The 22,939-nt window shown below is 54.6% G+C and carries 20 protein-coding genes; 14 read left to right on the top strand and 6 right to left on the bottom strand.

Annotated features, from left to right (window positions below; translation table 11 throughout):
* Nucleotides 1-344 precede the first annotated feature (344 nt).
* The 3 genes from QO008_RS05560 to QO008_RS05570 are packed head-to-tail and all read left to right on the top strand — an operon-like array spanning nucleotide 345 to nucleotide 2,985.
* Nucleotides 345-1,529, top strand: coding sequence for a 3-phosphoshikimate 1-carboxyvinyltransferase (locus QO008_RS05560; protein ID WP_307385007.1), 1,185 nt, complete (start codon nucleotides 345-347; stop codon nucleotides 1,527-1,529).
* 8 nt (nucleotides 1,530-1,537) lie between these two features.
* Complete coding sequence (locus QO008_RS05565; protein WP_307385009.1) at nucleotides 1,538-2,506, top strand: chorismate synthase; 969 nt, start codon at nucleotides 1,538-1,540, stop codon at nucleotides 2,504-2,506.
* Nucleotides 2,503-2,985, top strand: coding sequence for a shikimate kinase (locus QO008_RS05570; RefSeq protein ID WP_307385011.1), 483 nt, complete (start codon nucleotides 2,503-2,505; stop codon nucleotides 2,983-2,985). Before QO008_RS05565 ends, QO008_RS05570 begins: the two co-directional genes overlap by 4 nt.
* A 1,215-nt stretch (nucleotides 2,986-4,200) precedes the next feature.
* Here the strand turns inward: QO008_RS05570 and QO008_RS05575 are convergent.
* Nucleotides 4,201-4,488: a GIY-YIG nuclease family protein gene (locus QO008_RS05575; protein ID WP_126466123.1), complete on the bottom strand. Its 288-nt coding sequence runs from the start codon at nucleotides 4,486-4,488 to the stop codon at nucleotides 4,201-4,203.
* A gap of 881 nt (nucleotides 4,489-5,369) precedes the next feature.
* Here QO008_RS05575 and QO008_RS05580 point away from each other — a divergent pair.
* From QO008_RS05580 to QO008_RS05605, 6 genes are all read left to right on the top strand, one after another.
* Nucleotides 5,370-7,646 (top strand): S-layer homology domain-containing protein, encoded by a 2,277-nt coding sequence (locus QO008_RS05580; RefSeq protein WP_307385014.1) that lies wholly within the window; start codon nucleotides 5,370-5,372, stop codon nucleotides 7,644-7,646.
* A gap of 230 nt (nucleotides 7,647-7,876) precedes the next feature.
* Nucleotides 7,877-8,083 carry a DUF1659 domain-containing protein gene (locus QO008_RS05585; protein ID WP_126466121.1) on the top strand — a complete coding sequence of 69 codons (207 nt, stop codon included), beginning with the start codon at nucleotides 7,877-7,879 and terminating at the stop codon, nucleotides 8,081-8,083.
* An 11-nt stretch (nucleotides 8,084-8,094) separates the two neighbouring features.
* Entirely contained in the window at nucleotides 8,095-8,322 is a 228-nt protein-coding gene (locus QO008_RS05590) for a DUF2922 domain-containing protein (RefSeq protein WP_307385016.1), read from the top strand.
* Between the two features lies 1 nt (nucleotide 8,323).
* A complete protein-coding gene (locus QO008_RS05595; RefSeq protein ID WP_126466119.1) occupies nucleotides 8,324-8,476 on the top strand; it encodes a YvrJ family protein in 153 nt (50 codons plus the stop codon).
* Nucleotides 8,477-8,568: 92 nt separating this feature from the next.
* On the top strand, nucleotides 8,569-9,096 hold the full coding sequence (locus tag QO008_RS05600) for a sigma-70 family RNA polymerase sigma factor (RefSeq protein WP_307385018.1): 528 nt from the start codon (nucleotides 8,569-8,571) through the stop codon (nucleotides 9,094-9,096).
* Between the two features lie 18 nt (nucleotides 9,097-9,114).
* Nucleotides 9,115-9,588, top strand: a complete 474-nt coding sequence (locus QO008_RS05605; RefSeq protein WP_307385020.1) for a peptidoglycan recognition protein family protein — start codon at nucleotides 9,115-9,117, stop codon at nucleotides 9,586-9,588.
* Between the two features lie 1,322 nt (nucleotides 9,589-10,910).
* Here the strand turns inward: QO008_RS05605 and QO008_RS05610 are convergent.
* The 5 genes from QO008_RS05610 to QO008_RS05630 all read right to left on the bottom strand — a co-directional run bounded on the left by QO008_RS05610 (nucleotide 10,911) and on the right by QO008_RS05630 (nucleotide 17,968).
* Nucleotides 10,911-12,269 (bottom strand): citrate synthase, encoded by a 1,359-nt coding sequence (locus QO008_RS05610; RefSeq protein ID WP_307385023.1) that lies wholly within the window; start codon nucleotides 12,267-12,269, stop codon nucleotides 10,911-10,913.
* Between the two features lie 7 nt (nucleotides 12,270-12,276).
* Nucleotides 12,277-13,269: an isocitrate/isopropylmalate dehydrogenase family protein gene (locus QO008_RS05615; protein ID WP_307385024.1), complete on the bottom strand. Its 993-nt coding sequence runs from the start codon at nucleotides 13,267-13,269 to the stop codon at nucleotides 12,277-12,279.
* Nucleotides 13,266-15,194, bottom strand: coding sequence for an aconitate hydratase (locus QO008_RS05620; protein ID WP_307385161.1), 1,929 nt, complete (start codon nucleotides 15,192-15,194; stop codon nucleotides 13,266-13,268). The genes QO008_RS05615 and QO008_RS05620 overlap by 4 nt, the downstream gene beginning before the upstream one ends.
* Before the next feature lie 235 nt (nucleotides 15,195-15,429).
* Nucleotides 15,430-17,043, bottom strand: coding sequence for an alkaline phosphatase (locus QO008_RS05625; RefSeq protein ID WP_307385026.1), 1,614 nt, complete (start codon nucleotides 17,041-17,043; stop codon nucleotides 15,430-15,432).
* Nucleotides 17,044-17,167: 124 nt separating this feature from the next.
* Nucleotides 17,168-17,968 (bottom strand): histidinol-phosphatase HisJ family protein, encoded by an 801-nt coding sequence (locus tag QO008_RS05630; protein ID WP_307385029.1) that lies wholly within the window; start codon nucleotides 17,966-17,968, stop codon nucleotides 17,168-17,170.
* Between the two features lie 129 nt (nucleotides 17,969-18,097).
* Between QO008_RS05630 and QO008_RS05635 the strand changes: the two genes are divergently transcribed.
* The 5 genes from QO008_RS05635 to QO008_RS05655 all read left to right on the top strand — a co-directional run bounded on the left by QO008_RS05635 (nucleotide 18,098) and on the right by QO008_RS05655 (nucleotide 22,919).
* Nucleotides 18,098-18,658, top strand: a complete 561-nt coding sequence (locus tag QO008_RS05635) for a YtxH domain-containing protein (RefSeq protein WP_164715255.1) — start codon at nucleotides 18,098-18,100, stop codon at nucleotides 18,656-18,658.
* Between the two features lie 15 nt (nucleotides 18,659-18,673).
* Nucleotides 18,674-19,168, top strand: a complete 495-nt coding sequence (locus QO008_RS05640; RefSeq protein ID WP_126466111.1) for a hypothetical protein — start codon at nucleotides 18,674-18,676, stop codon at nucleotides 19,166-19,168.
* Between the two features lie 174 nt (nucleotides 19,169-19,342).
* Nucleotides 19,343-20,638 (top strand): S-layer homology domain-containing protein, encoded by a 1,296-nt coding sequence (locus QO008_RS05645; protein WP_307385032.1) that lies wholly within the window; start codon nucleotides 19,343-19,345, stop codon nucleotides 20,636-20,638.
* 356 nt (nucleotides 20,639-20,994) lie between these two features.
* On the top strand, nucleotides 20,995-21,882 hold the full coding sequence (locus tag QO008_RS05650; protein ID WP_307385034.1) for a diacylglycerol/lipid kinase family protein: 888 nt from the start codon (nucleotides 20,995-20,997) through the stop codon (nucleotides 21,880-21,882).
* Nucleotides 21,883-21,893: 11 nt separating this feature from the next.
* Nucleotides 21,894-22,919 (top strand): LacI family DNA-binding transcriptional regulator, encoded by a 1,026-nt coding sequence (locus QO008_RS05655; protein WP_307385035.1) that lies wholly within the window; start codon nucleotides 21,894-21,896, stop codon nucleotides 22,917-22,919.
* Nucleotides 22,920-22,939 lie beyond the last annotated feature (20 nt).

Below are 22,939 nucleotides of genomic sequence, written 5' to 3' on the forward strand. Positions count from 1 at the left end.
CTTTTGTGAAAACTCTTCTGCTTTCTTTCGACATATGTCTCCTCCTTTGCTGAGGTAACTAAGGCCGTGTCTAAAATCATTATACCAGCTACCCTTGCTCAGGATGACAATGGGGGCGGTTATGCGTTCCGGCACAGGCTATTGCGAAACCCTAACTTTGTCACCCTGAGCGGAGCCGAAGGCGGAGTCGAACGGGTCTCCAGTAAGCTATTGCAGGTTGACCGCTTGCACAATGCTGATTGCGCGTCCTTTTGCCCGAAACATGAGAACGTGTTGCGCGCTTCGCAAAACCCCATACCCCACAACCGCCATTTCCTATACAATACCCTAAGAGGAGGAAAGCCGTGAACATACACCTTGCACCCCGGCGGTGGCAGGGCGCCGTATCCGTGCCGCCGTCAAAATCCCTGGCGCACCGCCACATCGCCCTCGCCGCGCTCTCGCCGCAAGGGGGCGTGGTCGAACTCGACGAAATCTCGCGCGATGTCGCCGCCACCATTCGCGCCGTATCGGCATTGGGGGCGGACATCCACCAAGACCGCAACCGCATACATATCGGCGCCGCCCGCACCGTAAAGACCGCCGTCATCGACGTCGACGAAAGCGCCACCACCCTCCGCTTTTTCCTCGCCATCGCCCCGGCCCTGGCACAGACCGCCGTGTTTACGGGAAGTGCGCGCCTCGGCCAAAGGCTCGGGGAAGCCGGCCTCCGCACCCTCGCCGAAGCGGGCGTAGCGGTAGAAGGCACAGGCCTTCCCCTCACCGCCCGCGGCCCCTTGCGCCTTCGAAAAATCACCGTCGACGCATCACAAACCGCGCAGTTTGCGAGCGGCTTCCTATTGGCCGCACTCGCCATGCCGGGGGAGGTCGCGGTAGAAATAAAGCGGCCCGTATCCCGTCCCTATATCGTCATGACCGCCGAAATGATCCGCCGCGCGGGCGGCGCCATACAAACCGTCCCCGGCGGCTATATCGTGGGCGATGCGCCCCTACAAAAAATCGAGGCAAAAATAGAAGGCGATTGGTCCCAGGCGGCATACTTTTACGGCGCCAACGCTCTCGGCTCCTCTGTGCGGGTACAAAACATACAGACAGACAGCCTGCAGGGCGACCGCGCCGTGGGCGAATATATCGAAACCCTCCGCACGGGCGGCGCCATCGATCTGACCGACCACCCCGACCTCTTTCCGCCGCTGGCCGTCGTCGCATCGCGCTTCGGGGGCAAATTTTATGGCATAGAGCGACTGCGAAAAAAAGAGAGCGACCGCATTCGCACCACCGCCGATCTCCTCGGCGCATTGGGCATCGACTGCGACTACACAGACGGCATATTCACCGTCCGCCCGGGCACATTGCGGGGCGGCACCGTCGATGCGCGGGGCGATCACCGCATCGCCTTTTCCGCCGCCATGGCCTCTACCGCCGCAGATGGCGCCGTCGTCATACGCGGCGCCGAAGCCGTAGACAAAAGCTGGCCCGGCTTCTTCGATGCCGTACGCCGATTGGGAGGAAAACCATGTACTATATAGGAAGAAAAATGCAACTCACCGTTTTCGGCGAGAGCCACGGCAAAGGCGTGGGCGCCCTCATAACCGGCCTGCCCCCGGGCCATCGCATAAATCCCGCCGCCATAGACCGCGAAATGGCGCACCGAAAACCCGGCGCCTACGGAACCCCCAGAAAAGAACCCGACCCGTGGGAAATCCTCTCCGGCATCTATCGGGGGCACACCACCGGCATGCCCCTCGCCATTTGGGTGCCCAATCTCGATCCCCGGCCCGACGACTATACAGACATGCCCTTTCGCCCGGGTCATACCGACTACACCGCCCACATCAAATACCGAGGGGCAGAAGACCCCCGGGGCGGCGGCCATTTTTCCGGCCGGCTGACCGCCCCCCTCGTCGCGGCGGGCGCCATATTGAAAGACATCTTGAAGCCCCTCGGCGTTACCGTCACATCGAACGTCGCCGCAGTCGGTGGAAAATCCGATCCCAAAGAGATACAAGCGGCCCTGGCGCGCGCTAAAGCCGAAAAAGACTCCCTCGGCGGCATCGTCGACCTCTGTATAGCGGGCGTTCCCGCCGGCATCGGCGGCCCGCGCTTTCGCGGACTCGAATCTGGCTTATCGGCCGCCTACTTTGCCTTGGGCGCCGTAAAAGGCGTTTCCTTCGGCGCGGGATTCGACGCGGCCAATAAAAAGGGATCCGAGAACAACGACCCCTTTCGGATCAAAGGCGGCGCCGTTGTCACCGAAACCAACCACGCCGGCGGCATCCTCGGCGGCATCGCCACCGGATCCGACATCGTCGCCCACATCGCCGTAAAACCCACCCCCACCATCGGAAAAGAACAGAACACCGTCGACCGAAGCGGCAAAGAAATCTCATTCGCCGCCACAGGCCGCCACGACACCGCTATCGTCTTGCGCATACCCGTCGCACTCGAAGCGATGAGTGCCCTCGTGATCTTGGACGAAATCGCATTGGTAAGAGGAGAACTATGAAACAAAACATCGTCATCATCGGCATGCCCGGCGTGGGCAAAACCACCATCGCCCGCGAAATCGGACGCCTGTATCACATACCCGTCATCGACATCGACGAGGAAATCGTAAAAACCCATGGCGACATCCCCGCCATCTTCGCCGAACGGGGCGAAGCGGGATTTCGCGCCATCGAAAAAGAAAAAGTGCACATCGCCGCCAAGGCGCGGGGCGTCGTCATCGCCACCGGCGGCGGCAGCGTGCTCGATCCCGAAAACGTAGAAGCCCTGCGGAAAGGGGGTAAAGTCTATTGGCTGCGCCGGCCCCTGGAAGAACTTTCCTCCGACGGGCGGCCCCTTTCCGCCGGTGGGCTCCAAGCCGTCGAAAAACTCTGGCAAGAGAGAAAACACATCTACGACGCCTCTAAAGACGTCATCGTGCACAACGTGCGCATACGCGATGCGGCAGAAGAGATCGTGCGGGACTTTCGGGAGGAATAGTGGGGAGAGTCGTGCGTTCCGGCAGAAGCTATGGCGTTTAGTATTTTTGTCATCCTGAGCGGAGCGCAGCGAAGTCGAATGGATCTCCGTAAGCTATTGCGGGTTGAAAGGTCGCACGGTGCCTATTGCGTGTCTTAGTGCCAGAAACAGAAGGACCGCCGAGCGTCCCGACACCGGCTTCTTTGCGAACTTTACATAGAGAAAGAGATCTTTCGACGCGGGGCTTCGCCCCTTGCTCAAGATGACAATAGGGGGAGGGTAACGTCAAGGCGTGATACCCCACTCTGCTATTGCGTTTAATATCCCTGTCATCCTGAGCGAGAAGCTGTGCTTCGAGTCGAACGGATCTCGAGCCTGCTATTGCGGGTCGACTGCTTGCATGGTACATACTTCGTGACATATCGCCCGATACAGAAGATACCGCCGCGCGTTTCGGCACCGGCTTCTCTGCGGACTTTACATGGGGAAAGAGATCTTTCGACGCGGGGCTTCGCCCCTTGCTCAAGATGACAGGTGGGGGAGGGTCACGGCAAGGCGTGATACCCCACTCTGCTATTGCGTTTAATATTCCTGTCATCCTGAGCGAGAAGCTGTGCTTCGAGTCGAATGGATCTCCGTAAGCTATTGCGGGTTGAAAGGTTGCACGGTGCCTATTGCGTGACGTATTGCCTGACACAGAAGGACCGCCGCGCGTTTCGGCACCGGCTTCTTAGCGGACTTTACATAGAGAAAGAGATCTTTCGACGCGGGGCTTCGCCCCTTGCTCAAGATGACAGGTGGGGGAGGGTCACGTCAAGGCGTGATACCCCACTCTGCTATTGCGTTTAATATTCCTGTCATCCTGAGCGGAGCGCAGCGAAGTCGAATGGATCTCCGTAAGCTACTGCGGGTTAAAAGGTCGCACGTTGCCTATTGCGTGTCTTAGTGCCAGAAACAGAAGGAGCCATCGCGCGTTTTGGCACCGGCTTCTTTGCGGACTTTACATGGGGAAAGAGATTCTTCGACTCGGAACGGGGTTCCTCGCTCAGAATGACAATAGGGCGGGTCGTGCGTTCCGGCAGAAGCTATTGCGAAATCCAACCTTGTCATCCTGAGCGGAGCGCAGCGGAGTCGAACGGATCTCAAGTTGGCTATTGCGGGTCTACTGCTTGCACGGTGCCTATTGCGTGTTTCACCACTCCAAAACATAACCCATACCTATACCGCCTCTTTCCCTCACAAAATACTCTCCCATAAATCCTCTCGCTCTGGATTCATCGCATCAATCAAGGCCTCTTTCTTTCGCCGGTTCCATCCCTTCAACTGCTTTTCGCGAGCGATCGCCACATCCACATCCCCCGCCACCTCGTAATACACCAGCTTATTGACATTATATTTCGCCGTAAACCCGGCAACCGACTTCTCCTTGTGTTCCCATACCCGTCGCAACAAATCATTGGTAACCCCTATGTATAACGTACTGTCCGTTTTGTTGCTTAGAATATAGACAAAATAATCTCGCATATACACCTCTTTCTTGGGTTAAAGTGCAAAATTATCCGGCAATGCCATTGTACCCATTTGGCGCACTTAGAATGACAATGGGGCAGACAAAAACCTTGTCATCCTGAGCATAGCTTTTGCGGGGAAGTCGGATCTTTTGAATGCTATTGCCAATTTATTTTTGTCATCCTGAGCGGAGCGAAGCGTAGTCGAATGGATCTCCGTAAGCTACTGCGGGTTAAAAGGTCGCACGTTGCCTATTGCGTGTCTTAGTGCCAGAAACAGAAGGAGTCATCGCGCGTTTTGGCACCGGCTTCTTTGCGGACTTTACATGGGGAAAGAGATCTTTCGACGCGGGGCTTCGCCCCTTGCTCAAGATGACAGGTGGGGGAGGGTCACGGCAAGGCGTGATACCCCACTCTGCTATTGCGTTTAATATCCCTGTCATCCTGAGCGGAGCGAAGCGTAGTCGAATGGATCTCCGTAAGCTATTGCGGGTCGACTGCTTGCATGGTACATACTTCGTGACATATCGCCCGATACAGAAGATACCGTCGCGCGTTTCGGCCTCGCCCCGCACTCAGAACGACAATCCCCTCCCTCCGCATCCACCCCCAACCCCACCCATTCCACAACCCCACCGCTACAAAAGCCAAAAATCGGTAAAAATACCGCCGCGCGACAAAAATGGTGTCATTAAACTGTAATTTTACTAAATAATACAATCGTGTATAATGAAATTACCATAGGACGGGACAGAGCCCGAAAATTTCGGGCCCCGACTATGAGATCCCCATCGACTTCGAACTTGAAGGCGAAGGTACTCGATGGTATAATGTAGTAAGATTCACAGGAATATGCCTGGGAGAATCTGAAAATTCATAAGGAGGTCGTAAGACAAGATGAAAAAGAAATTTCTTAGCCTTGTACTAGCACTAGTCATGGTACTCGGCACCTTCGGAAACGTCTTTGCGGCTGCCGCTACGGATAAGAAGGAAGTTCCCAAACTGACTTCTACCAACCAAAAGGTTCAATGGCTTATCGATAACAAGATTGTCATTGGTTTGGCAGACGACGAAGGCAAAGCAACCGGAAACATGGACCTTGACAGTCCGATCCGCAGAGACGCAGTCGCTAAGATGCTTGTATACGCTATCGGCGAACAAGACTTGGCAGCAAAACTGCAAGGACTTTACCGCCCCTTCCCGGACGTAACCGTTGATTCTATCGTAAACGGCTACATCTCCGTAGGCGCAAGCAAGTCCTCCCCCGCTAACGGTCTTCCCTTTATCGAAGGCTACAACGAAGACGGCACCTTCCGTCCCCAAAGAGAAGTTAGCTACGCGGAACTCGCTAAGATGCTCGTAGTTATGGTCAAGAAAGACCTGACCAAAGACATGGCATACAAGGCGAACAGAGACTGGGCATCCACCTGGATGAGATGGGCTGCACAAGAAGGTATCTTGGACGGCGTAAGCGTTGCTGACGAACACGCTAAGGCTCCCCGTAGCGATGCATTTGCAATGATCTACAATGCATTCTACAAACTGAGAGACGTTAAGCCGGTTCCCACCAACGAAACCCGCGGCATCATCAGCAAGAAATCCGTAAACTATGATTTGGTTCTCAACCAAGGCGATTTCGAAAAGAAATTCAAGGTTACCAACGAAACCGTATTTGTTTCCCTGCTGAATAGAACTCCGGTTCTCTGGTTGGAAAACATTGCTGAAAGACACAACTACTATGTAGGTTCCTTGGTACGTGTTCTTTCTGACAAAGACGGCAATGTAACCCACATTATCGAAATGGGTAACCCCGTTAAGGGAATTCAAAACCCCGAATTGGCATGGGTTGATCTGGGTAACAAGACTCTCAAGCAAGAACAAAGCAACTTCATCAACGGCGTTAAAGACGTTGAATTGAAGGTTGATGGTGCAGACAAACTCGATAAGATTCGTTTTACTCCTCAAAATGGAGACGCTTCGATGACTTTCGAGACCACCGATAATACCGTTTACTATGTAGCTGACTACGAAAACGGCGTTCTTACCCAAGTTAAGGACAAAGCTGCTGCAGCTAAGTACCTCGGCGACAAGACCGAAAAGGTATACCTCGCGTATGAAGTACTGCCGAAATCCAATGTGTATGAAGCAAAGATCGTAGTGTTCAACAGCATTAAGGATCAGGCAGATAAGGACATCGTGCGTGTTGCTAAGCCTGTATCTAACGCTGACTTTATGCTTAGTTATCAACTTCCCGGACTTACTTCGACTGATGTAAAGCAAGTTGATCTTCGCAATGTGACTGATGCTTGGCCTTACAACTATAAGTTGAATCCTTACGATGTCATTAATATGAGATATCGTGATGGTGAATTCAAAGGCAAAGCGGTTCTTATCAACTACAAGGAAGATCCGATCTACCAAGTAGAAGATCTTCAACTAGTAGAAAACGGTAAAACCACTAAGGGTGTAGAAATGGCAAAAGCTAACTCTATCGTTCTTAAAGACAAGGACGGTTGGGTAAACAGTTTCGACCTTTCCATCAATGCGAAGACCTTCTTCCGCAACGAAATTGTAAAGGGCGCTAAGGTACAAGTACTGCCTACCGATGACACGAACAGAAAGTTAGCCATCATCTCGGTAGTTCCTGACACCGACTCCCTTCGTGGCGATATGTTGAATAACACAGAAAATGCGAAGTCCTCTAAAACTATCGAAGGTGTATATGTAGATACCATCGATAGAGAAAATAGCCACTTGGCAACTGTTCTTGTCAACGTCAAAGATGGTGACAACAGTTACTCCAAGAACGAAACTCCTTTCGTTACCAGATTGGACCTCGATAAGTATGATGTTGAAGCAGGCGATGTAATTGAATTCGTAATCGAAAAGATCAATAACGATAACGCTGTTGGCGAAATCGTTAAGATCAACAACGTTACCAAGACTGCTTTGACTACTTGGAATAAGGCATATCAAGCTGTTGCAAAACCGCTTGTTGACGATCCTGCCTTTAAAGAATCTGCAGAATTCAAAGCTAAACTCGAAGACGCAATTAGAGCATACAACGCTTTGAATGCAGAGCAAAAAGCGATGGATAACGTAAAGAAGAATGCTGGATATCTTCAAACGAAGATTGACAAGTACAATGAAATTGTTCTAGATGCTTACTCTTGAACTTCAAAAGTAAGCATCTAGAACAAAAAACTCGCGTTGAAAAACGCGGGTTTTTTATTGCCCAAAATTCGTTGCAGACCTCTTCCACCCCAATCCCCAAAAATTTTCTCGAACTTTTTCCCATTTCCATAGGTAAAAAACGCGCCCTTATTCTATTACATGTATGAAGGGGCAAGAAAGACGCAGCGTCGCCTCCCTTCGGCGGCGCGGAATGAGAAAAGGAGAATATTATGGCAAGTGTAAAAAAAGCGTTGCGCCTGACCCACGACGCGGGCGTAGGCGAAGACGGCAAGCAAAAGACGCGCAGCAAGACCTATTACGGCGTGCGCGCCGAGGCGACCAACGAAAATATGCAACAGGTGGCGGAAGCGCTGAACACGCTCTCTGAAAAAGAGGTCATCTACGTCGAAGCGATCACCACCGAGCGATTGGCATAAGGAGGTAAGGGATGGAAAAAACGTATCTGAATATGAGTTTTGCGGACGCGGACGACAAGTCCATGACCTTGCGGGTAGACGACCCCAAGGCGGATCTCACCGCCGAGGATGTGACGACCGCGGTCAATGCCATCATCCAAAGCGAAGTGTTTCGCGACCGCGCGGCGCTGGTGCGCCACAAAAAGGCCGAGATCTTTACCGTGAGCTCTCGCGTCATTCTGAACCAAGAGGAAGCGTAACATGCCCTTAGAGCAAATCCTCTCGCTGATCGCCAACACCGGCTTTCCCATCGTGGTGGCAAGCTATATGATCCTCCGCATGGAAGACAAACTCGAAATGCTCAACAAAAGCATTCTGGAGCTCAGCCACTCGATCGAGAAGAGCGTGAACTAAAGGGAGGGCGGAACCATCCGCTCTCTTTTTTTACCATCTATTGAACATATGTTCTGAACCTGCTATACTGTTAGCATGAAAGGAGCGGAGACATGGAATGGGAAGTACCCGAAACGGCGACCGACGCCGAGTTAGTCGCGGGGTTGTGGACGGAGGCAAAGCCCTATGTGCGTTTCTGTATTAGACGCATACAGCCCTTTGCACCGGATTGGGAAGATTTGGAGCAAGAGGCGGCGTTGATATTGCTCCGTTGTATCGAGGACTACGACGAGGAAAAGGGCGTTCCCTTTCACCTGTACTTTAAGACGCAGTTGGAGTATTTCTTAAAGGACGATCTGAAAAAACGGCTGCGGCAAAAGGCGATTCCCCTCGAAGGCGAAGTGGCGGATGCGACGCCCGCTGACGACGACGTAGAGGAAGAGGCGGCCCTCAACGAGGCGTGCGAGGAAGTGCGCCGTGCCATCGGGCGTCTGGCGCCGCGCGAGGAGACCGTGATTCGCCTGTTTTACTATGAGGATCTGTCTATTTCTGAGATTGCGGGGTTTTTGGGGTTGCAATACGCCACCGTGGCGAATACCAAGTGCCGCGCGCTCAAAAAACTGCGGCGTCTGTTGTTTTAGAAAGCGTAGGAGGGTAATATGCGTTTAGATAAACGGCTGATTCACTACAACTACATGTCTCGGCGGGGCGCAAAGGTGCGCTACATCGTCATTCACGATACCGGGAACGAAAACCCCGGGGCCGATGCCCTGGCGCACTACCGCTACTTCGGCGGCGGCAATCGGCGGGCGAGCGCGCACTACTTCGTAGACGATGCGGGCGTGGTGCAAATTATCGAGGATGCCTACGCTTCGTGGCATTGCGGCGACGGTAGGGGGAAGCGCGGCATCACCAACACCAACTCCATCGGGATCGAACTTTGCGTGCACCGGGGGAATGATCGGACAAAGACCCTGGCACACGCGCGCACCCTCGTGCGGGAACTCATGGCATTTTACGGCGTGCCCAAGGCCCGCGTCGTGCGACATTACGACGCCAGCGGGAAAACCTGTCCCCGTTCCATGGCGGCGAACGGATGGGCCGAGTGGTATGGGTTTTGGGAGAGCTTGTGAACAAGCGGCGAGGATCGGCACCTCGCCGCTTTTTTTGTGGGGAAAAGGACCTTGCCTGGCGAAGAAGGGGGTGTTGTGCGTTTCGGCAGATGCTATTTCCACCCCCATCCTTGTCATCCTGAGCGGAGCGCAGCGGAGTCGAAGGATCTCGAGTGGCCTATTGCGTGTTATATTGCCTGGCGAAGAAGGGGGTGTTGTGCGTTCCGCATCGGCTTCTTCGCGGACTTTATGTAGGGAACGAGATCTTTCGACGCGGGGCTTCGCCCCTTGCTCAAGATGACAGGTGGGGGTGGGTCGTGCGTTCCGGCAGAAGCTATTGCGAAACCCTAACCTTGTCATCCTGAGCGACGCCGAAGGCGGAGTCGGCCGCTCCGTTAGCCAAATCGAAGATTTGGACTGCGCGGCATCTGACCTACGACGAAATCGAAGATTTCTGTTAGGTCATGAATGCATCTCCGTATTTTATTGCGGGTCGAAGGTTTGCACGGTGCCTATTGCGTGTTGTATTGCCTAAGACAAAAGGGGTGGTCGCGCGTTTCGGCATCGGCTTCTTTGCGGACTTTATGTAGGGAAAGAGATCTTTCGACGCGGGGCTTCGCCCCTTGCTCAAGATGACAAGTGGGGGTGGGTCGCGCGTTCCGGCAGAAGCTATTGCGAAACCCTAACCTTGTCATCCTGAGCGACGCCGAAGGCGGAGTCGGCCGCTCCGTTAGCCAAATCGAAGATTTGGACTGCGCGGCATCTGACCTACGACGAAATCGAAGATTTCTGTTAGGTCATGAATGCATCTCCGTATTTTATTGCGGGTCGAAGGTTTGCACGGTGCCTATTGCGTGTTGTATTGCCTAAGACAAAAGGGGTGGTCGCGCGTTTCGGCATCGGCTTCTTTGCGGACTTTATGTAGGGAACGAGATCTTTCGACGCGGGGCTTCGCCCCTCGCTCAAGATGACAAGTGGGGTGGGTCGCGCGTTTCGGCAGAAGCTATTGCGAAACCCTAACCTTGTCATCCTGAGTGACGACGAAGGCGGAGTCGGCCGCTCCGTTAGCCAAATCGAAGATTTGGACTGCGCGGCATCTGACCTACGACGAAATCGAAGATTTCTGTTAGGTCATGAATGCATCTCCGTAGCCTACTGCGGGTCGAAGGTTTGCACGGTGCCTATTGCGTGTTGTATTGCCTAAGACAAAAGGGGTGGTCGCGCGTTTCGGCATCGGCTTCTTTTCAGACCCAATGTAGGGAAAGAGATTCCTCGACCAACCTAACAAACGAAAAACTGCGCACAAAAAAAGGAACCGCACGGTTCCTTTTTTATTTACACTTTTACTTAGACCGATTCTCCATAGACAGATATTTCTTATGCGAGTTGAGGTGTACGTAAGCGGGACGCAGGATTTTTTTGTCCTGTACCTGCTCCAGTCGGTGGGCGCACCAGCCGGCCATGCGGGCGGTGGCGAAGAGGGGGGTGTAAAGATCTCTCGGGATGCCGAGCATTTGGTACACGAGTCCGGAGTAGAGGTCGATGTTGGCGGCGACGGGGTAGTCGGTCTTGTTGCGCTCCTGCAGGAGTTTGCCGCCGATGTCTTCGACGAGTTCGACGAAGGCGTACTGATCGGCATAGCCCTTTTCGTCGGCGAGTTTTTTTGCCTGTTCTTTGAGCATGATGGCGCGGGGGTCGCTTAGGGTGTATACGGCGTGGCCGATGCCGTAGATCAGGCCCTTTTCGTCGAAGGCCTGTCCGCCCATGATGCGGCGCAGATAGTCTTCGATGTCGTCGCGATTGTGGATGTCGCGCACATTGGAGGCGATGTCGTCGAGCATGGCGGAGCACATGAGGTTGGCGCCGCCGTGGCGGGGGCCTTTGAGGCTGCCCAAGGCGGTGGCGATGGTGCTATAGGTGTCGGTGCCGGAGGAGGAGACGACGTGGGTGGCGAAGGTGGAGTTGTTCCCGCCGCCGTGTTCGGCGTGGAGGATGAGCATAAGGTCCAGGATTTTCGCTTCCGCGTCGGTGAAGTCGGAATTTTTGCGAATCAGGTGTAGGATGTTTTCCGCCGTGGCGAGTTCTCCCTCGGGATAGTGGATGACGAGGCTTTCGCCGTCGATGTAGTGTTTTTTCGCCTGGTAGTTGTACGCCATGATGACGGGGATTTTGGCGAGGAGGCTGATGCACTGTCTAAGTACGTTGGCGGTGGAGGTGCCCTCGGGGTCGACGTCGTAGGAGTAGAGGCTCAATACGGAGCGCATCATTTTATTCATGACGTTTTTGCCCGGCACTTTGAGGATGACGTCTTCGAGGTAGTTGCGGGGCAGGTCCTGTTCTTCGCGCAGCAGGCCCTTAAAGAATTGGAGTTCCTTTTTGGTGGGGAGATTGCCGAAGAGCAGGGTATAGGCGACTTCTTCGTAGCCGAAACGATTGCTGCTCCTGAAGTCGTCGACCATGTCGCGCACGGAGTAGCCGCGGTAGAGGAGATCGCCCTCGACGGGGATCTTTTTGCCGTCGACTTTTTCGTAGCCGTTGACGTAGCCGATGCGGGTGATGCCCACCAGTACGCCGGTGCCGTCGGCGTGACGCAGGCCGTGTTTGACGTCGTATTTTTCGTAGAGCTGGCGGTTGATGTAGTCGCGTTTGGTAATGTTGTCGGCGTATTCCGCCAATCTGTGGTCCATTTTTTGATTTAACATAATTCACCTACAATCTTTGTAACAGTGCGTCGATATATTCTGCGGTCGTAAGGGTGCCGCCCAGGTCGCGGGTGCGGGTGGCGGGATCGGACAGTACGTCGTGGATTGCCGTGCGAATGCGCTCGGCGGCGTCGCGCTCGCCGATGTCTTCGAGCAGCATGCACGCGCTTAAGAGGAGGGCGGTGGGATTGGCGATGCCTTTGTTTGCGATGTCGGGGGCGGAGCCGTGCACGGCTTCGTAGATCGCCATATCGTGCCCTTTGTTCACGCCGGGGATCATGCCTAACCCGCCGATCAGGCCGGCGCCGAGGTCGGAGAGGATGTCGCCGTAGAGGTTTTCGGTGACGACGACGTCGAATTGGGCGGGGTGCATGACCATCTGCATGGCCATGTTGTCGACGAGGATTTCTCGGAGGGGGATGTCGTAGTCCTCGGCCACTTCGCGGGCGATGCGCAAAAACAGGCCGTCGGTCGCCTTCATAATGTTCGCCTTGGTGACGACGGCGACCGATTCGCGGCCGAATTTTGTCGCGTAGTCGAAGGCGGCCTTTACGATGCGGCGCGATTTGTCGGCGGTGATGATTTTGATGGAATGGGCCTCGTCGTCGCTGATGACCTCTTCTACGCCGGCGTAGAGGTCCTCGGTGTTTTCCCGAAAGAGGACCATGTCCACGTCGTCGAATTTGAGGGGCAGATTGGCCGCGGGTTTGATGGGGCGGATGTTTTGGTATAGATCGTATTTTTTGCGCAGTTGCACATTCAGGCTGCGAAAGCCGTGGCCGATGGGGGTGGTGATAGGGCCCTTTAGGGCGATGCGGTTTGCCTCCAACGATTCGTACACGGATTCGGGAATGTAGGCGCCTTCTTTTTCGAAGACCGCCGCACCGGCGTGGACTTCTTCAAATGCGACGGGCACTTGGAGAGCATCGAAGACGGTGCGAACCGCCGATGCGATCTCGGGGCCGATTCCGTCGCCGGGGATTAAGGTTACGGTTTTCATAGTTCCCCCCTATGGTTTTTGGTGTAGTTCAGGTAGCCGCCCTCGAGGAGCATCGCCTTTTCCCGCGCGCTGAATTCGCCGTCTAAGGCGATGTCGCCGTGGGGGGTGTGCAGGACGAAGTCGCCGGTTTCTACGGCCGCGTGCAGGGAATCCATAGAGATCTCATCGTCCTTGCGAAGGCGGTCGTAGTCCTCGGGGTTGCGAAAGGTGAGGGGTAAAATGCCCATGTTCACCAAATTGGAGCGGTGGATGCGGGCAAAGCTCTTGGCGACGACCGCCTTTACGCCCAAATACAGGGGCAGGAGCGCCGCGTGTTCCCGGCTGGATCCCTGGCCGTAGTTTTCGCCGCCGACGACGATGCCGCCGCCGCGCTCTTTGGCGCGCTCGTAAAATCCTTCGTCGATGGTGGAGAAGGCGTATTTCGAAAGTTCGGGGATATTCGAGCGGTAGGGCAGGAGTTTTGCCGTCGACGGGCAGATGTCGTCGGTGGTGACATTGTCCGGCGCCTTGAGGAGCACCGTTTTCGTAAAGGCATCGGCGAGGGGCATACTCGGGGGGAAGGGCTTGATATTGGGGCCCATGACGGTTTCCTTCGGCCGATCCGCCTTGTCTTTGGGGTAGATGAGGTAGTTGGTGGCGTGTTCGTAGGATTCGGGTTCTTCGATGCCCGAAAGCGCCGCCACATCGTCGGGGGAGGCGATATAGCCCAGCACCGCCGATGCGGCGCAGGTTTCGGGGCCCGCCAAGTATACCTGTGCGTCCTTGGTGCCGCTTCGGCCCTTAAAGTTGCGGTTAAAGGAGCGCAGACTCACGCCGCCGGATTTGGGCGCCTGGCCCATGCCGATGCAGGGGCCGCAGGCGCTTTCGAGGATGCGCGCCCCCGCTGCGATCATGATGGCGAGCGCTCCGTTTCGCGAAAGGGCCTCGAGGATGGTGGCGCTACCCGGGGCGATGACGAGGCTCACGTCTTCGTGCACCTTTTTGCCCTCGAGGATCTTCGCCACTTTCATCATGTCCTTATAGGAAGAGTTGGTGCAGCTGCCGATGGCGACCTGGTCGATCTTTGTGTGTTCCAGTTCGTCGACTTCGGCGAATTTGTCGGGGAGGTGGGGTTTTGCCACGGCGGGCACCACCGTAGAGAGGTCGAGTTCCAGCACCTCGTCGTAGTCCGCGTCGTCGTCGGCGGAGAGGGGGGCGTATTGTTCTTCTCTGCCGTGCCGGCGCAGAAAGTCGCGGGTGTTTTCGTCGGAGGGGAAAATCGAGGTGGTGGCGCCCAGTTCCGCGCCCATATTGCAGATGGTGGCGCGGTCGGTGACCGACAGGGCGCGAACGCCTTCGCCGCTATACTCGACGATATAGCCGGTGCCGCCTTTTACGGTTTTTTCCTTAAGAATGCGGAGAATGACGTCCTTGGCGTTTACGCCGGGGGCGAGGGCGCCGCTAAGACGTACATTCAGCACCTTGGGCACTTTTAGATAGTAATAGCCGCCCGCCATCGCCACCGCCACATCCAGACCACCGGCGCCGATGGCGAGGGAACCCAAACCGCCCGCTGTGGGGGTGTGGGAGTCGCTGCCCAACAGCGTCTTTCCGGGGCGCGCGAACTGTTCCAAATGCACTTGGTGGCAGATGCCGCCGCCGGGCTTCGAGAAGATGAGGCCGTATTTTTCGGCGGCGGATTGGATAAACTGGTGGTCGTCGGGATTTTCAAAGCTCGCTTGGAGCATATTGTGGTCGATATAGGCGACCGAAAGCTCCGTCTGAATCTCGTCGATGTCCATGGCCTCCAGCTGGAGATAGACCATGGTGCCGGTGGAGTCTTGGGTCAGGGTTTGGTCGATCTTGATGCGGATTTCTTCGCCGCGCTTCAGTTCTCCGTCTAAGAGATGGGAACGAAGCAGTTTGTATGCCAGTGATGCCATAATACCTCCTGTGTCGACTTTAGTAGGGCGATAGCCGGGTAAAGAAAACGACATTATCGTTATATAATTCATATGATCGTTTACAAGGCATAGTATACTAGTTCTTGGCGAGAAAAGATAGGGTTTTCCTAAAATTCGATTGTATATTTTTGCAAAGCGGCGGTAATATTTGCGACCGCAAACAAAAAACGACGCCGAAGCGTCGTCTTTATAAAAGAGGTATAGGAAGTGGCTGTCGTTATTTTACGAGATCTAAAGCGCCTTGGGGCACGTAGATCTTTTCGTCGTTGAATACGGTGAGTCCGCCGATGTCTACCTTTTCGCCGTCAACGATGGCGTAGTTGCGGTAGGTGGGGAATTGGTAGAGCTTGCCGTCTTTTTTGATTTCGAGGATCGGGTTGCCGCCGTTGCGGTTAAAATTGACTTCCGCGCCCTTGGCGGTAAACGCGTCTCTGGAGTAGATAAAGAGTTGGTCGGTGAGCGCGTCGAGGTCGGTGCCCATGATCTTCTCGATATAGCGTCCGATTTCGTGGTTGTGTACGGTGCCGGAAAGGACGTCTGCGCCGTTGGCGTATACATACAGTCCCACATCGCCGCCCACGTGGCCGTTGGTAGTCCAACCCAGGCCGCTGCGCTTGCTGACGACATGGCCGAATGCGGTGTCTGCCGCCTTGGTGTTTTTGATGTATTCGATTTCTTCGGCGGTGAGGTCGATGCCGAAAGCTTGTTTGGCGACTTCGGCCGCGTTGGAGCGGTCTTCGTTTAAGAGGGCCGCCGCGCCTTCGCCGGTGAGCTTGGAGTTCTTAACGATCTTGGTAAAGTGGTCGATGTCGAAGCGGTCATAGCCCTTGGTGGTCTTGTCGTTGCCGATGGTGAAACCGCCGGTGCCGTGGTCGGTGGCGGAGATTACGACGGTGCCGGGGTGTTCCTTCGCGAACTTCTTGGCGACGCCCACGGCGTTGTCGAAGGCGAGGATTTCGGAAGCGATGCCCATCGGGTCGTTGGCGTGTGCGGACCAGTCGGGCTTGGAGCCTTCTACCATGAGGAAGAAGCCCTTGTCGTTTTTAGAGAGAACATCGATGGCCTTGTCGGTCATTTCTGCGAGGGAAGGTTCCTTGGCGGGGTCTCTGTCCCAGTCGTTTGCCAAAGCGGAGGGGTCGAACATGCCCCAAATCTTATCGGCGGTGGACGCCTTCATGGCATCGGGGGTGGTGAAGTAGTCGTAGCCTTGTGCCTTGATTTCTGTGATCAAGTCTTCCTTGTCGCCGCGGTTTTCGGCTTCGAGGCTCTTGGAGCCGGCGCCGAGCACGACTTCCATGCCTTGGAATACTTGTTGTTCCGCCAGAGCGTCGTAGTTGTTGCGGTTGGGGTGGTGTGCGGAGAAGTCCGCCGGGGTGGCGTGTTGCACATTGGAGGTGGACACGATACCGGTGGATTTGCCTTGGCGTTCCGCCGCTTCGATGTGGTTTGCGATGGGCATCTTGGCGCGCTTTGCGTCAAAGCCTTCGCTGCCGGGCATACCCGCCTTGGAGGGGTAGCTGCCGACGAAGGGGGATTCTGACTTTACGCCGGTGGCCATAGCCGTTCCCGCCGGTGCGGAGTCGGCGATGGGGGTGGGGGCGTTGTTGGTGCGAATCAGGCCCGTCGCCATATCGTCGATATTCAGGGTATTGTCTTCGTCGATCCAACGGGCATAAGTAACAGCTTCTACGCTGGATCCGTCGGGGATCATGACGATCACATTCTTTGCCTTGCCGTAGTCTTCCTTCAGAGCCGCATGGGCGGGCATCGCACTAGCCAAGGTGGTGGTCAGGGCGAGGGCGAGGGCCGCTACGCGTAAAGTTTTTTTCATTTCTTTTCCTCCCAATCATATTTTATATTGCAATGGGAGTATACCGAAGCTTTATCGTTTTCATATAGAGTTATGATGAGGATCTGATTAAATTGTGTAATGAATGTGTAAAAACACCTTCCCCTTATCTTAATCTGCGCCTTACGGGTTTTTTCTTTCGGTAATAGACCACCTCTTCAAATCCCAAGGCCTCGAGATGGGCCGCCCCGGCGGCGATGCCGCGGCCGATGTGCACGCTTTTGTGCGCATCTGAGGAGAGCGTGACGTTGTCTCCGCCCAAGTCCCTATATAAGGAAAGGATTTCGTCCTTCGGGTTGGCGTGGTCGAGGCCCTTATACCGGCCGGCGGTGTTGTATTCGATGGCGAGGTCTTTTTGAATCGCCGCCTCGAGGATCGCCGCCACGATATCGCGATAGGCCGAAAAGGGCGGAATGGCGGATTTGTCTTCGATATAGCGGTCGATATAGTCGATATGCCCGACGACCTGAAAGCCCCGGGTGGTCTCGATATTTTCGAGCATGGTCTCGTAATAGTGGGTGTAGTAGGATTCGATATCGGGGGTGCTGCGGCGCAGAACCGTGGCGATGTCCTCCTCGTCGAGGGAGTGGATGGAGCCGATAAAAAAGTCGAAGTCCAAATTTTCCATCAGCTCTTCCATCATGGTCTTGACATTCAGATTCAAGCCGATTTCGAGTCCGATCAGCACTTCGATCCGCTCGGCATAACGGTGGCGGATAAAGTCGAGGACTTCTATATATTCGTTAAAGTTAAAGGTATAGTCGATGGATTCGTTCTCTATCGTGCGATCGATATGGTCGGTAAAGGCCAGGACTTCGATGCCCCTTTCGATGGCGTTTACGACGTTCTTTTCGGGATCGGCGATGGAATCCATGGAAAAGCGGGAGTGGGTGTGTATGTCGATCATAAGACCTCCTTTGTGTCACTATGAAGTATACCGTTCCGATGTGAAATTTGTGAAAGATTTGAGTTATTTGCATTAAAATTTCGATCAGCGGGTATACAGGTGGTAACGAACTAAAATGGAGGTATGAGTATGATTTTTGATTTGTTCGACATTCGCAGACGGGAAAGAGAAAGATATTTGCGAGAAGAGAGAGCCCGTAAGTTTGCCCTGGGCGCGCTGGTAGGTGCGGCGGCAGGTATTCTGTTCGCCCCCAAAAGCGGCGAAGAAACCCGCCAGGAAATCGCCGATCGCTCCCGCGAATTTGCCGAAAACGCCAAGGAAGGCGCATTGGAAACCGCCGATGAATTGAGCTACAAGGCATACGAAGCCCAACAGGCGGTACAAAACACCTATGATGACCTGAAGCTCCGCGCGGCCATCAAAGCCGACGAAATGCGCGACGAAGCCGAAATCGCCAAGGCAAAGGCACGCGCCATCGGCGACATCGTGCGCGAAGAGGGCGCCAATGTAAAGGGCGAGCTCGACAAGAGCAAAGACGCCGTAGCCGATGCCGCCAAGGAAGTCGGCGGCGAAGTCAAGGAACAGGCGGAATCCACCAAGGACCAAATCGCCGAAAGCTCCGAAAAGATCGCCGATGCGGCAGAAAAGGCCGCCAAGAAAAACGACAAAAACAAGAAGTCTCAGGCGTAAGGCGGGGAGGTCTCGATGGATACGATGATCACCTTGCACGACCTCTTACGATTTTTACTCTATCTGGCGGGGATCGGCGCTCTGGTCTATCTCCTGCTGGTCCTTAAAAACGTCGCCGGCATCTTGAAGCTGGTAAAGGGAAAACTCGACGCCCACGAAGCGGTGATCGACGACACCTTCCAAAAGCTGCCGACGATCACCGACAACGCCACGGTGATTACCACCAATGTGTCTCGATTGTCCACCGACGCCACCGAGATGGTCGAGATCGTAAAGCCCGAGGTGGAAAAGATCGCCGTGACCGTAGGCGGCGTAACCGGCACGGTGGACAATGTGGTGCGCACCGTCGACGAGACGTCGATACGGCTTTCCAATACCGCCAATGTGGTATCGGATTCGATATCCGACACGGCGAAGACGATTTCTTTCAACGCCAACAATATCGTCGACTATTTCTACATCCTCCGGGAAGTATTGGAAGCGTTGCGGGACGTATTGCGCACGCGCTAAGAGAAGAAAGGCACGGCATACCGTGTCTTTGTTTGTGCTTTTTTGAAAAAGCCGCAAAAGGGTTTGTTAGAGAATGGACAATCGATCCGATTTTTATGTGAAAGAATGCTATATATCACTATACAATAGTAAAGGAATATATAAGGGCAGCGTGGCCCGAAAAAGGAGGAAATTATGGTACGACGAATTCAAAGAACGACGATGCGCGTTCTCGTATTTGTACTGGTCCTCGCCGCGAGCTTTGCATTGGGCGAAGGGATCTGTAAAGAGAAGGCCTTTGCCTCCTCGTCTCAACCGGAACCGCAAGAGATCATCATCGAAAAAAAAGTAATCTGGCGCGAGGGCATGAAAAAGGACCCCGACCGAGTATATAATTTTCGGATCGTACGAAAACCCGACGATACGATCGTGAAGAGCTTCAAGTTAAAAGACGGCGAGAAAATGAAGGTGCAACTGGAACCACTTCCGTCGACATCGGTAATGGTAGAGACGCCGCAACGCTATGTATTGGAGGAAATCCTGACCGGCAAAGAACACTGCCGCGTATGTTTTGAACCTACTATACGGCAACAACCCGCCCCGCGCAATTTGGTGAGCGGCGCCATGCCGGAATCCCTCCCCGACGGCGACTCGTTTGATGCCGCAGAAAAGCAGACAGAGACGGCGGAGCCCGCGCTTTCCGCTTCTTCTGAGATTATTGCGCCGCCGGTGGGACAATTTTTGCCGGGGCCGCCCGGTCCGGGCTCTATAGGCGAGGGCAAGTTCTGTGCGGATATCGGTCCCGACAATATCGCCCGCTTCGATTTTCAGATCCACGAAGCTTTACGCGGCATTACCGTCTATAACGACTGCGTGCCCACGGAGTGCCCCGACGGCACCTGCCCCCTACCCGTCCAACCGCAACAATCGCAACAACAGCAACAGAATGTAAACGTAGCGCCCATCATCAACAACTACATCACCAATACCATTACGGCACCGGAAGAAAAAGCGCCCGATGCCCCCAAACTCAAAAAAGATACGGGCTTCCACTTTGCCTATATGATCGGCTATCCCGACGGCACCTTCCGCCCGAATGCGCCGGTAACGCGGGGTGAATTTGCCGCCGTGGCCTCCAAATTCACCACCGGCAAGAAGCGGGTAGGCGGCTTTACGGACGTCGCCAACGACCACTGGGCGAGAGGCAGCATAGAAGAAGTGATCGCAGAAGGCTGGTTTAGCGGCTACGGCGACGGCACCCTCCGCCCCGATGCCCCCATCACCCGCGCCGAAGCGGTTACGGCCGTGAATAAAATGCTCGATCGCCGGGCGGATAAAAACTTTATCGGAGAAAGCGAATACGGACTGCGCAACTTTACCGACGTGCACATCGGCCAATGGCACTACTACGACATCGCCGAGGCCGCCAACGGACACTTCTACAATCGCCTGAACGACGGTTCGGAAGCATGGACGCGCCTTAAGAACTGACGGAATACAAGACGTCCCCGCATAGCGGGGGCGTTTTTTATTGCGGATCAAATCGCGCGGAAAATGCGGGAAAACGGCGATAGAACGGTTGCATACAAGGTACACTCATATAGAAATATACCGGGAAAAGGCCGGAAAAGGACCGGTGAGTTTTGTATAAAGATCGTAATTATACATACAAATTTCCGAGTCGCTCTGTACGCACCCGAGAATATACAAATTCTCGGCAATGCACAGGAAGCCGTTGTTTTCCCGCCGACTTGCCCGAAAATTTCGGAGAAGCGGAAAAATCGCGATTTTTCTTTTGTGGAATCGTTGTACTTATCGTATAATAAAAGTAGCGTCCGGAGGTGTGTATGAAACGCATAAAAATCATCGCCAATCCGTCCAGCGGCCGAGAAGGGGCCGTGGATATTCTGAAAAAGCTGATCGCGCCCTTTTCCCGCATGGGGGCGTCTTTGTTGTTGGAATTTACCCGCCATCACGGAGACGCCGAGGCCTTTGCTGCCCGCGACGACGGGGAGGACTGCATTATCGCCATGGGCGGCGACGGCACGGTAAACCAGGTGGTAAACGGCCTCTATGCAGAGAAGCGCAATGTGCCCTTGGCGGTGTATCCGGCCGGTACGGTAAACGACTTTGCGGAGTATTTGAAGATCCCCAAGGATCCGATCGAGTTTGTCTCGATGGTCGAACGCGCCCACGTGGTGCCGGTGGATTTGGGGTTGTGCGGCGACCGGGCATTTATCAATGTGTGTGCCGCCGGGCTCTTTACGGAACTGGGATACAGCGTCTCGGATGCGTCGAAGAGCTCTATGGGCAGGCTCGCATACTATTTAGAGGGCATTCGCTCCTTTCGGGTCAAGGATCTGTCCCGGGAGTATTTTCGCGTGCGGCTCGAGACCGCAGACGGCACCGTCGAGAAAAAGGTGATGTTGGTGATGGTCTCGAATTCTTCGAGCATCGGCGGCTTTTCGAGGATCAGCCCCGCGGCGAGTATCAAAGACGGCCTGCTGGAGGTCATCGCCATCGAAGAGATGCCCTTTCCCAAGATGATCGAGCTGATCACCGCCATCGGCGTGGGAAAACATACGGAACACGAACACTTTTTGTACTTTAAGACCGACAAGGTGACGATTTCGGCGGATCGTGCGCTGAGAATCGACATAGACGGAGAACCGGGACCGCACTTGCCCCAGACCGTGGAAGTGGTGGCGGGGGGCGTTCCCATGATTATAAATTAGGAGGAATTGCATTGGCATCTACGATTAAAGACGTGGCGAAAATGGCGGATGTGTCCATATCTACCGTATCGCGCGTTATCAACGATTCGAAACCGGTAAGTCCCGAGGCGCGGCGCCGGGTGCTCCACGCCATCGACGTGCTGGACTATAAGCCCAACGAAGTGGCGCGGAGTCTGGTGACCAAAAAGAGCAATCTGATCGGCGTCATCGTGTCCGATGTGGGGAACCAGTATGTTTCGCAGGTACTGCGCGGGGTCGAGGAGATCGGGCGCATGTATAATTACGACATTCTGCTCTCGTCGTCCTATGACGATCCCGAGGTCGAGATCAAGTTTGCCAAGCTGTTCAGCCAAAAGCAGGTAGAGGGGATTATCATTATCTCGGAGATTTTGAACCAAAAGCTCCTCTACAAGCTCGACGAGTTTAAGATTCCCTGTGTGGTCATCAACCGCTTCTACAATATCGACGATGCGCCCACGGTTACGATCAACAACAAGGCGGCGTCGTTCAATATGACCGATTACCTTATGATGTTGGGGCATAAGTCCATCGGCTATGTCGCCATGCGCAAGGATATGGACCGCACCAACGAGAAGTTTAAGATTCGTGGCTATCGCGACGCCATGAAGAGCGGCGGCTTAAAACCGCAGATCCTCTATGCCGAAGGCGCCACAGAAAAAGACGCGCTGGAGCTATTCGAGGACCACGAGGACGACATTCGAAGCGGCAAGTACTCGGTGCTGTTTTGCAGCCAGGATCTCATCGCCATTCACCTGATGAATGTGATGCGCGACCACGGCATGCGGATCCCCGAGGATATGTCCTTCGCGGGCTTCGGCGGCAGTTTCTTATCGGAGATTTACCGGCCCAAGCTGACGACGGTCAAAGAGCCCTATTACGACATCGGCGCCGTCGCCATCCGCAAGCTATTTAAGATTATCGAAGAAAAGTCCCCCGAGCGGGGCGAGGAAATGATCCTCCTTCCGGTAGAAATTATCAAAAGACAGAGTGTCATCGATCGGCGGGAAACCGAGTAATCAGGCGATTTGAAAGGGGG

The organism is Aedoeadaptatus ivorii (assembly GCF_030815095.1).
Taxonomy (GTDB): Bacteria; Bacillota; Clostridia; order Tissierellales; family Peptoniphilaceae; genus Aedoeadaptatus; species Aedoeadaptatus ivorii.

Bases quoted from the DNA above. Each gene is read 5' to 3' on its own strand.
- QO008_RS05580 (WP_307385014.1), top strand. From the start codon at position 5,370: ATGAAAAAGAAATTTCTTAGCCTTGTACTAGCACTAGTCATGGTACTC.
- QO008_RS05595 (WP_126466119.1), top strand. From the start codon at position 8,324: ATGCCCTTAGAGCAAATCCTCTCGCTGATCGCCAACACCGGCTTTCCC.
- QO008_RS05605 (WP_307385020.1), top strand. From the start codon at position 9,115: ATGCGTTTAGATAAACGGCTGATTCACTACAACTACATGTCTCGGCGG.
- QO008_RS05570 (WP_307385011.1), top strand. From the start codon at position 2,503: ATGAAACAAAACATCGTCATCATCGGCATGCCCGGCGTGGGCAAAACC.
- QO008_RS05585 (WP_126466121.1), top strand. From the start codon at position 7,877: ATGGCAAGTGTAAAAAAAGCGTTGCGCCTGACCCACGACGCGGGCGTA.
- QO008_RS05650 (WP_307385034.1), top strand. From the start codon at position 20,995: ATGAAACGCATAAAAATCATCGCCAATCCGTCCAGCGGCCGAGAAGGG.
- QO008_RS05635 (WP_164715255.1), top strand. From the start codon at position 18,098: ATGATTTTTGATTTGTTCGACATTCGCAGACGGGAAAGAGAAAGATAT.
- QO008_RS05590 (WP_307385016.1), top strand. From the start codon at position 8,095: ATGGAAAAAACGTATCTGAATATGAGTTTTGCGGACGCGGACGACAAG.
- QO008_RS05615 (WP_307385024.1), bottom strand. From the start codon at position 13,269: ATGAAAACCGTAACCTTAATCCCCGGCGACGGAATCGGCCCCGAGATC.
- QO008_RS05640 (WP_126466111.1), top strand. From the start codon at position 18,674: ATGGATACGATGATCACCTTGCACGACCTCTTACGATTTTTACTCTAT.
- QO008_RS05645 (WP_307385032.1), top strand. From the start codon at position 19,343: ATGGTACGACGAATTCAAAGAACGACGATGCGCGTTCTCGTATTTGTA.
- QO008_RS05575 (WP_126466123.1), bottom strand. From the start codon at position 4,488: ATGCGAGATTATTTTGTCTATATTCTAAGCAACAAAACGGACAGTACG.
- QO008_RS05630 (WP_307385029.1), bottom strand. From the start codon at position 17,968: ATGATCGACATACACACCCACTCCCGCTTTTCCATGGATTCCATCGCC.
- QO008_RS05610 (WP_307385023.1), bottom strand. From the start codon at position 12,269: ATGTTAAATCAAAAAATGGACCACAGATTGGCGGAATACGCCGACAAC.
- QO008_RS05565 (WP_307385009.1), top strand. From the start codon at position 1,538: ATGCAACTCACCGTTTTCGGCGAGAGCCACGGCAAAGGCGTGGGCGCC.
- QO008_RS05625 (WP_307385026.1), bottom strand. From the start codon at position 17,043: ATGAAAAAAACTTTACGCGTAGCGGCCCTCGCCCTCGCCCTGACCACC.
- QO008_RS05600 (WP_307385018.1), top strand. From the start codon at position 8,569: ATGGAATGGGAAGTACCCGAAACGGCGACCGACGCCGAGTTAGTCGCG.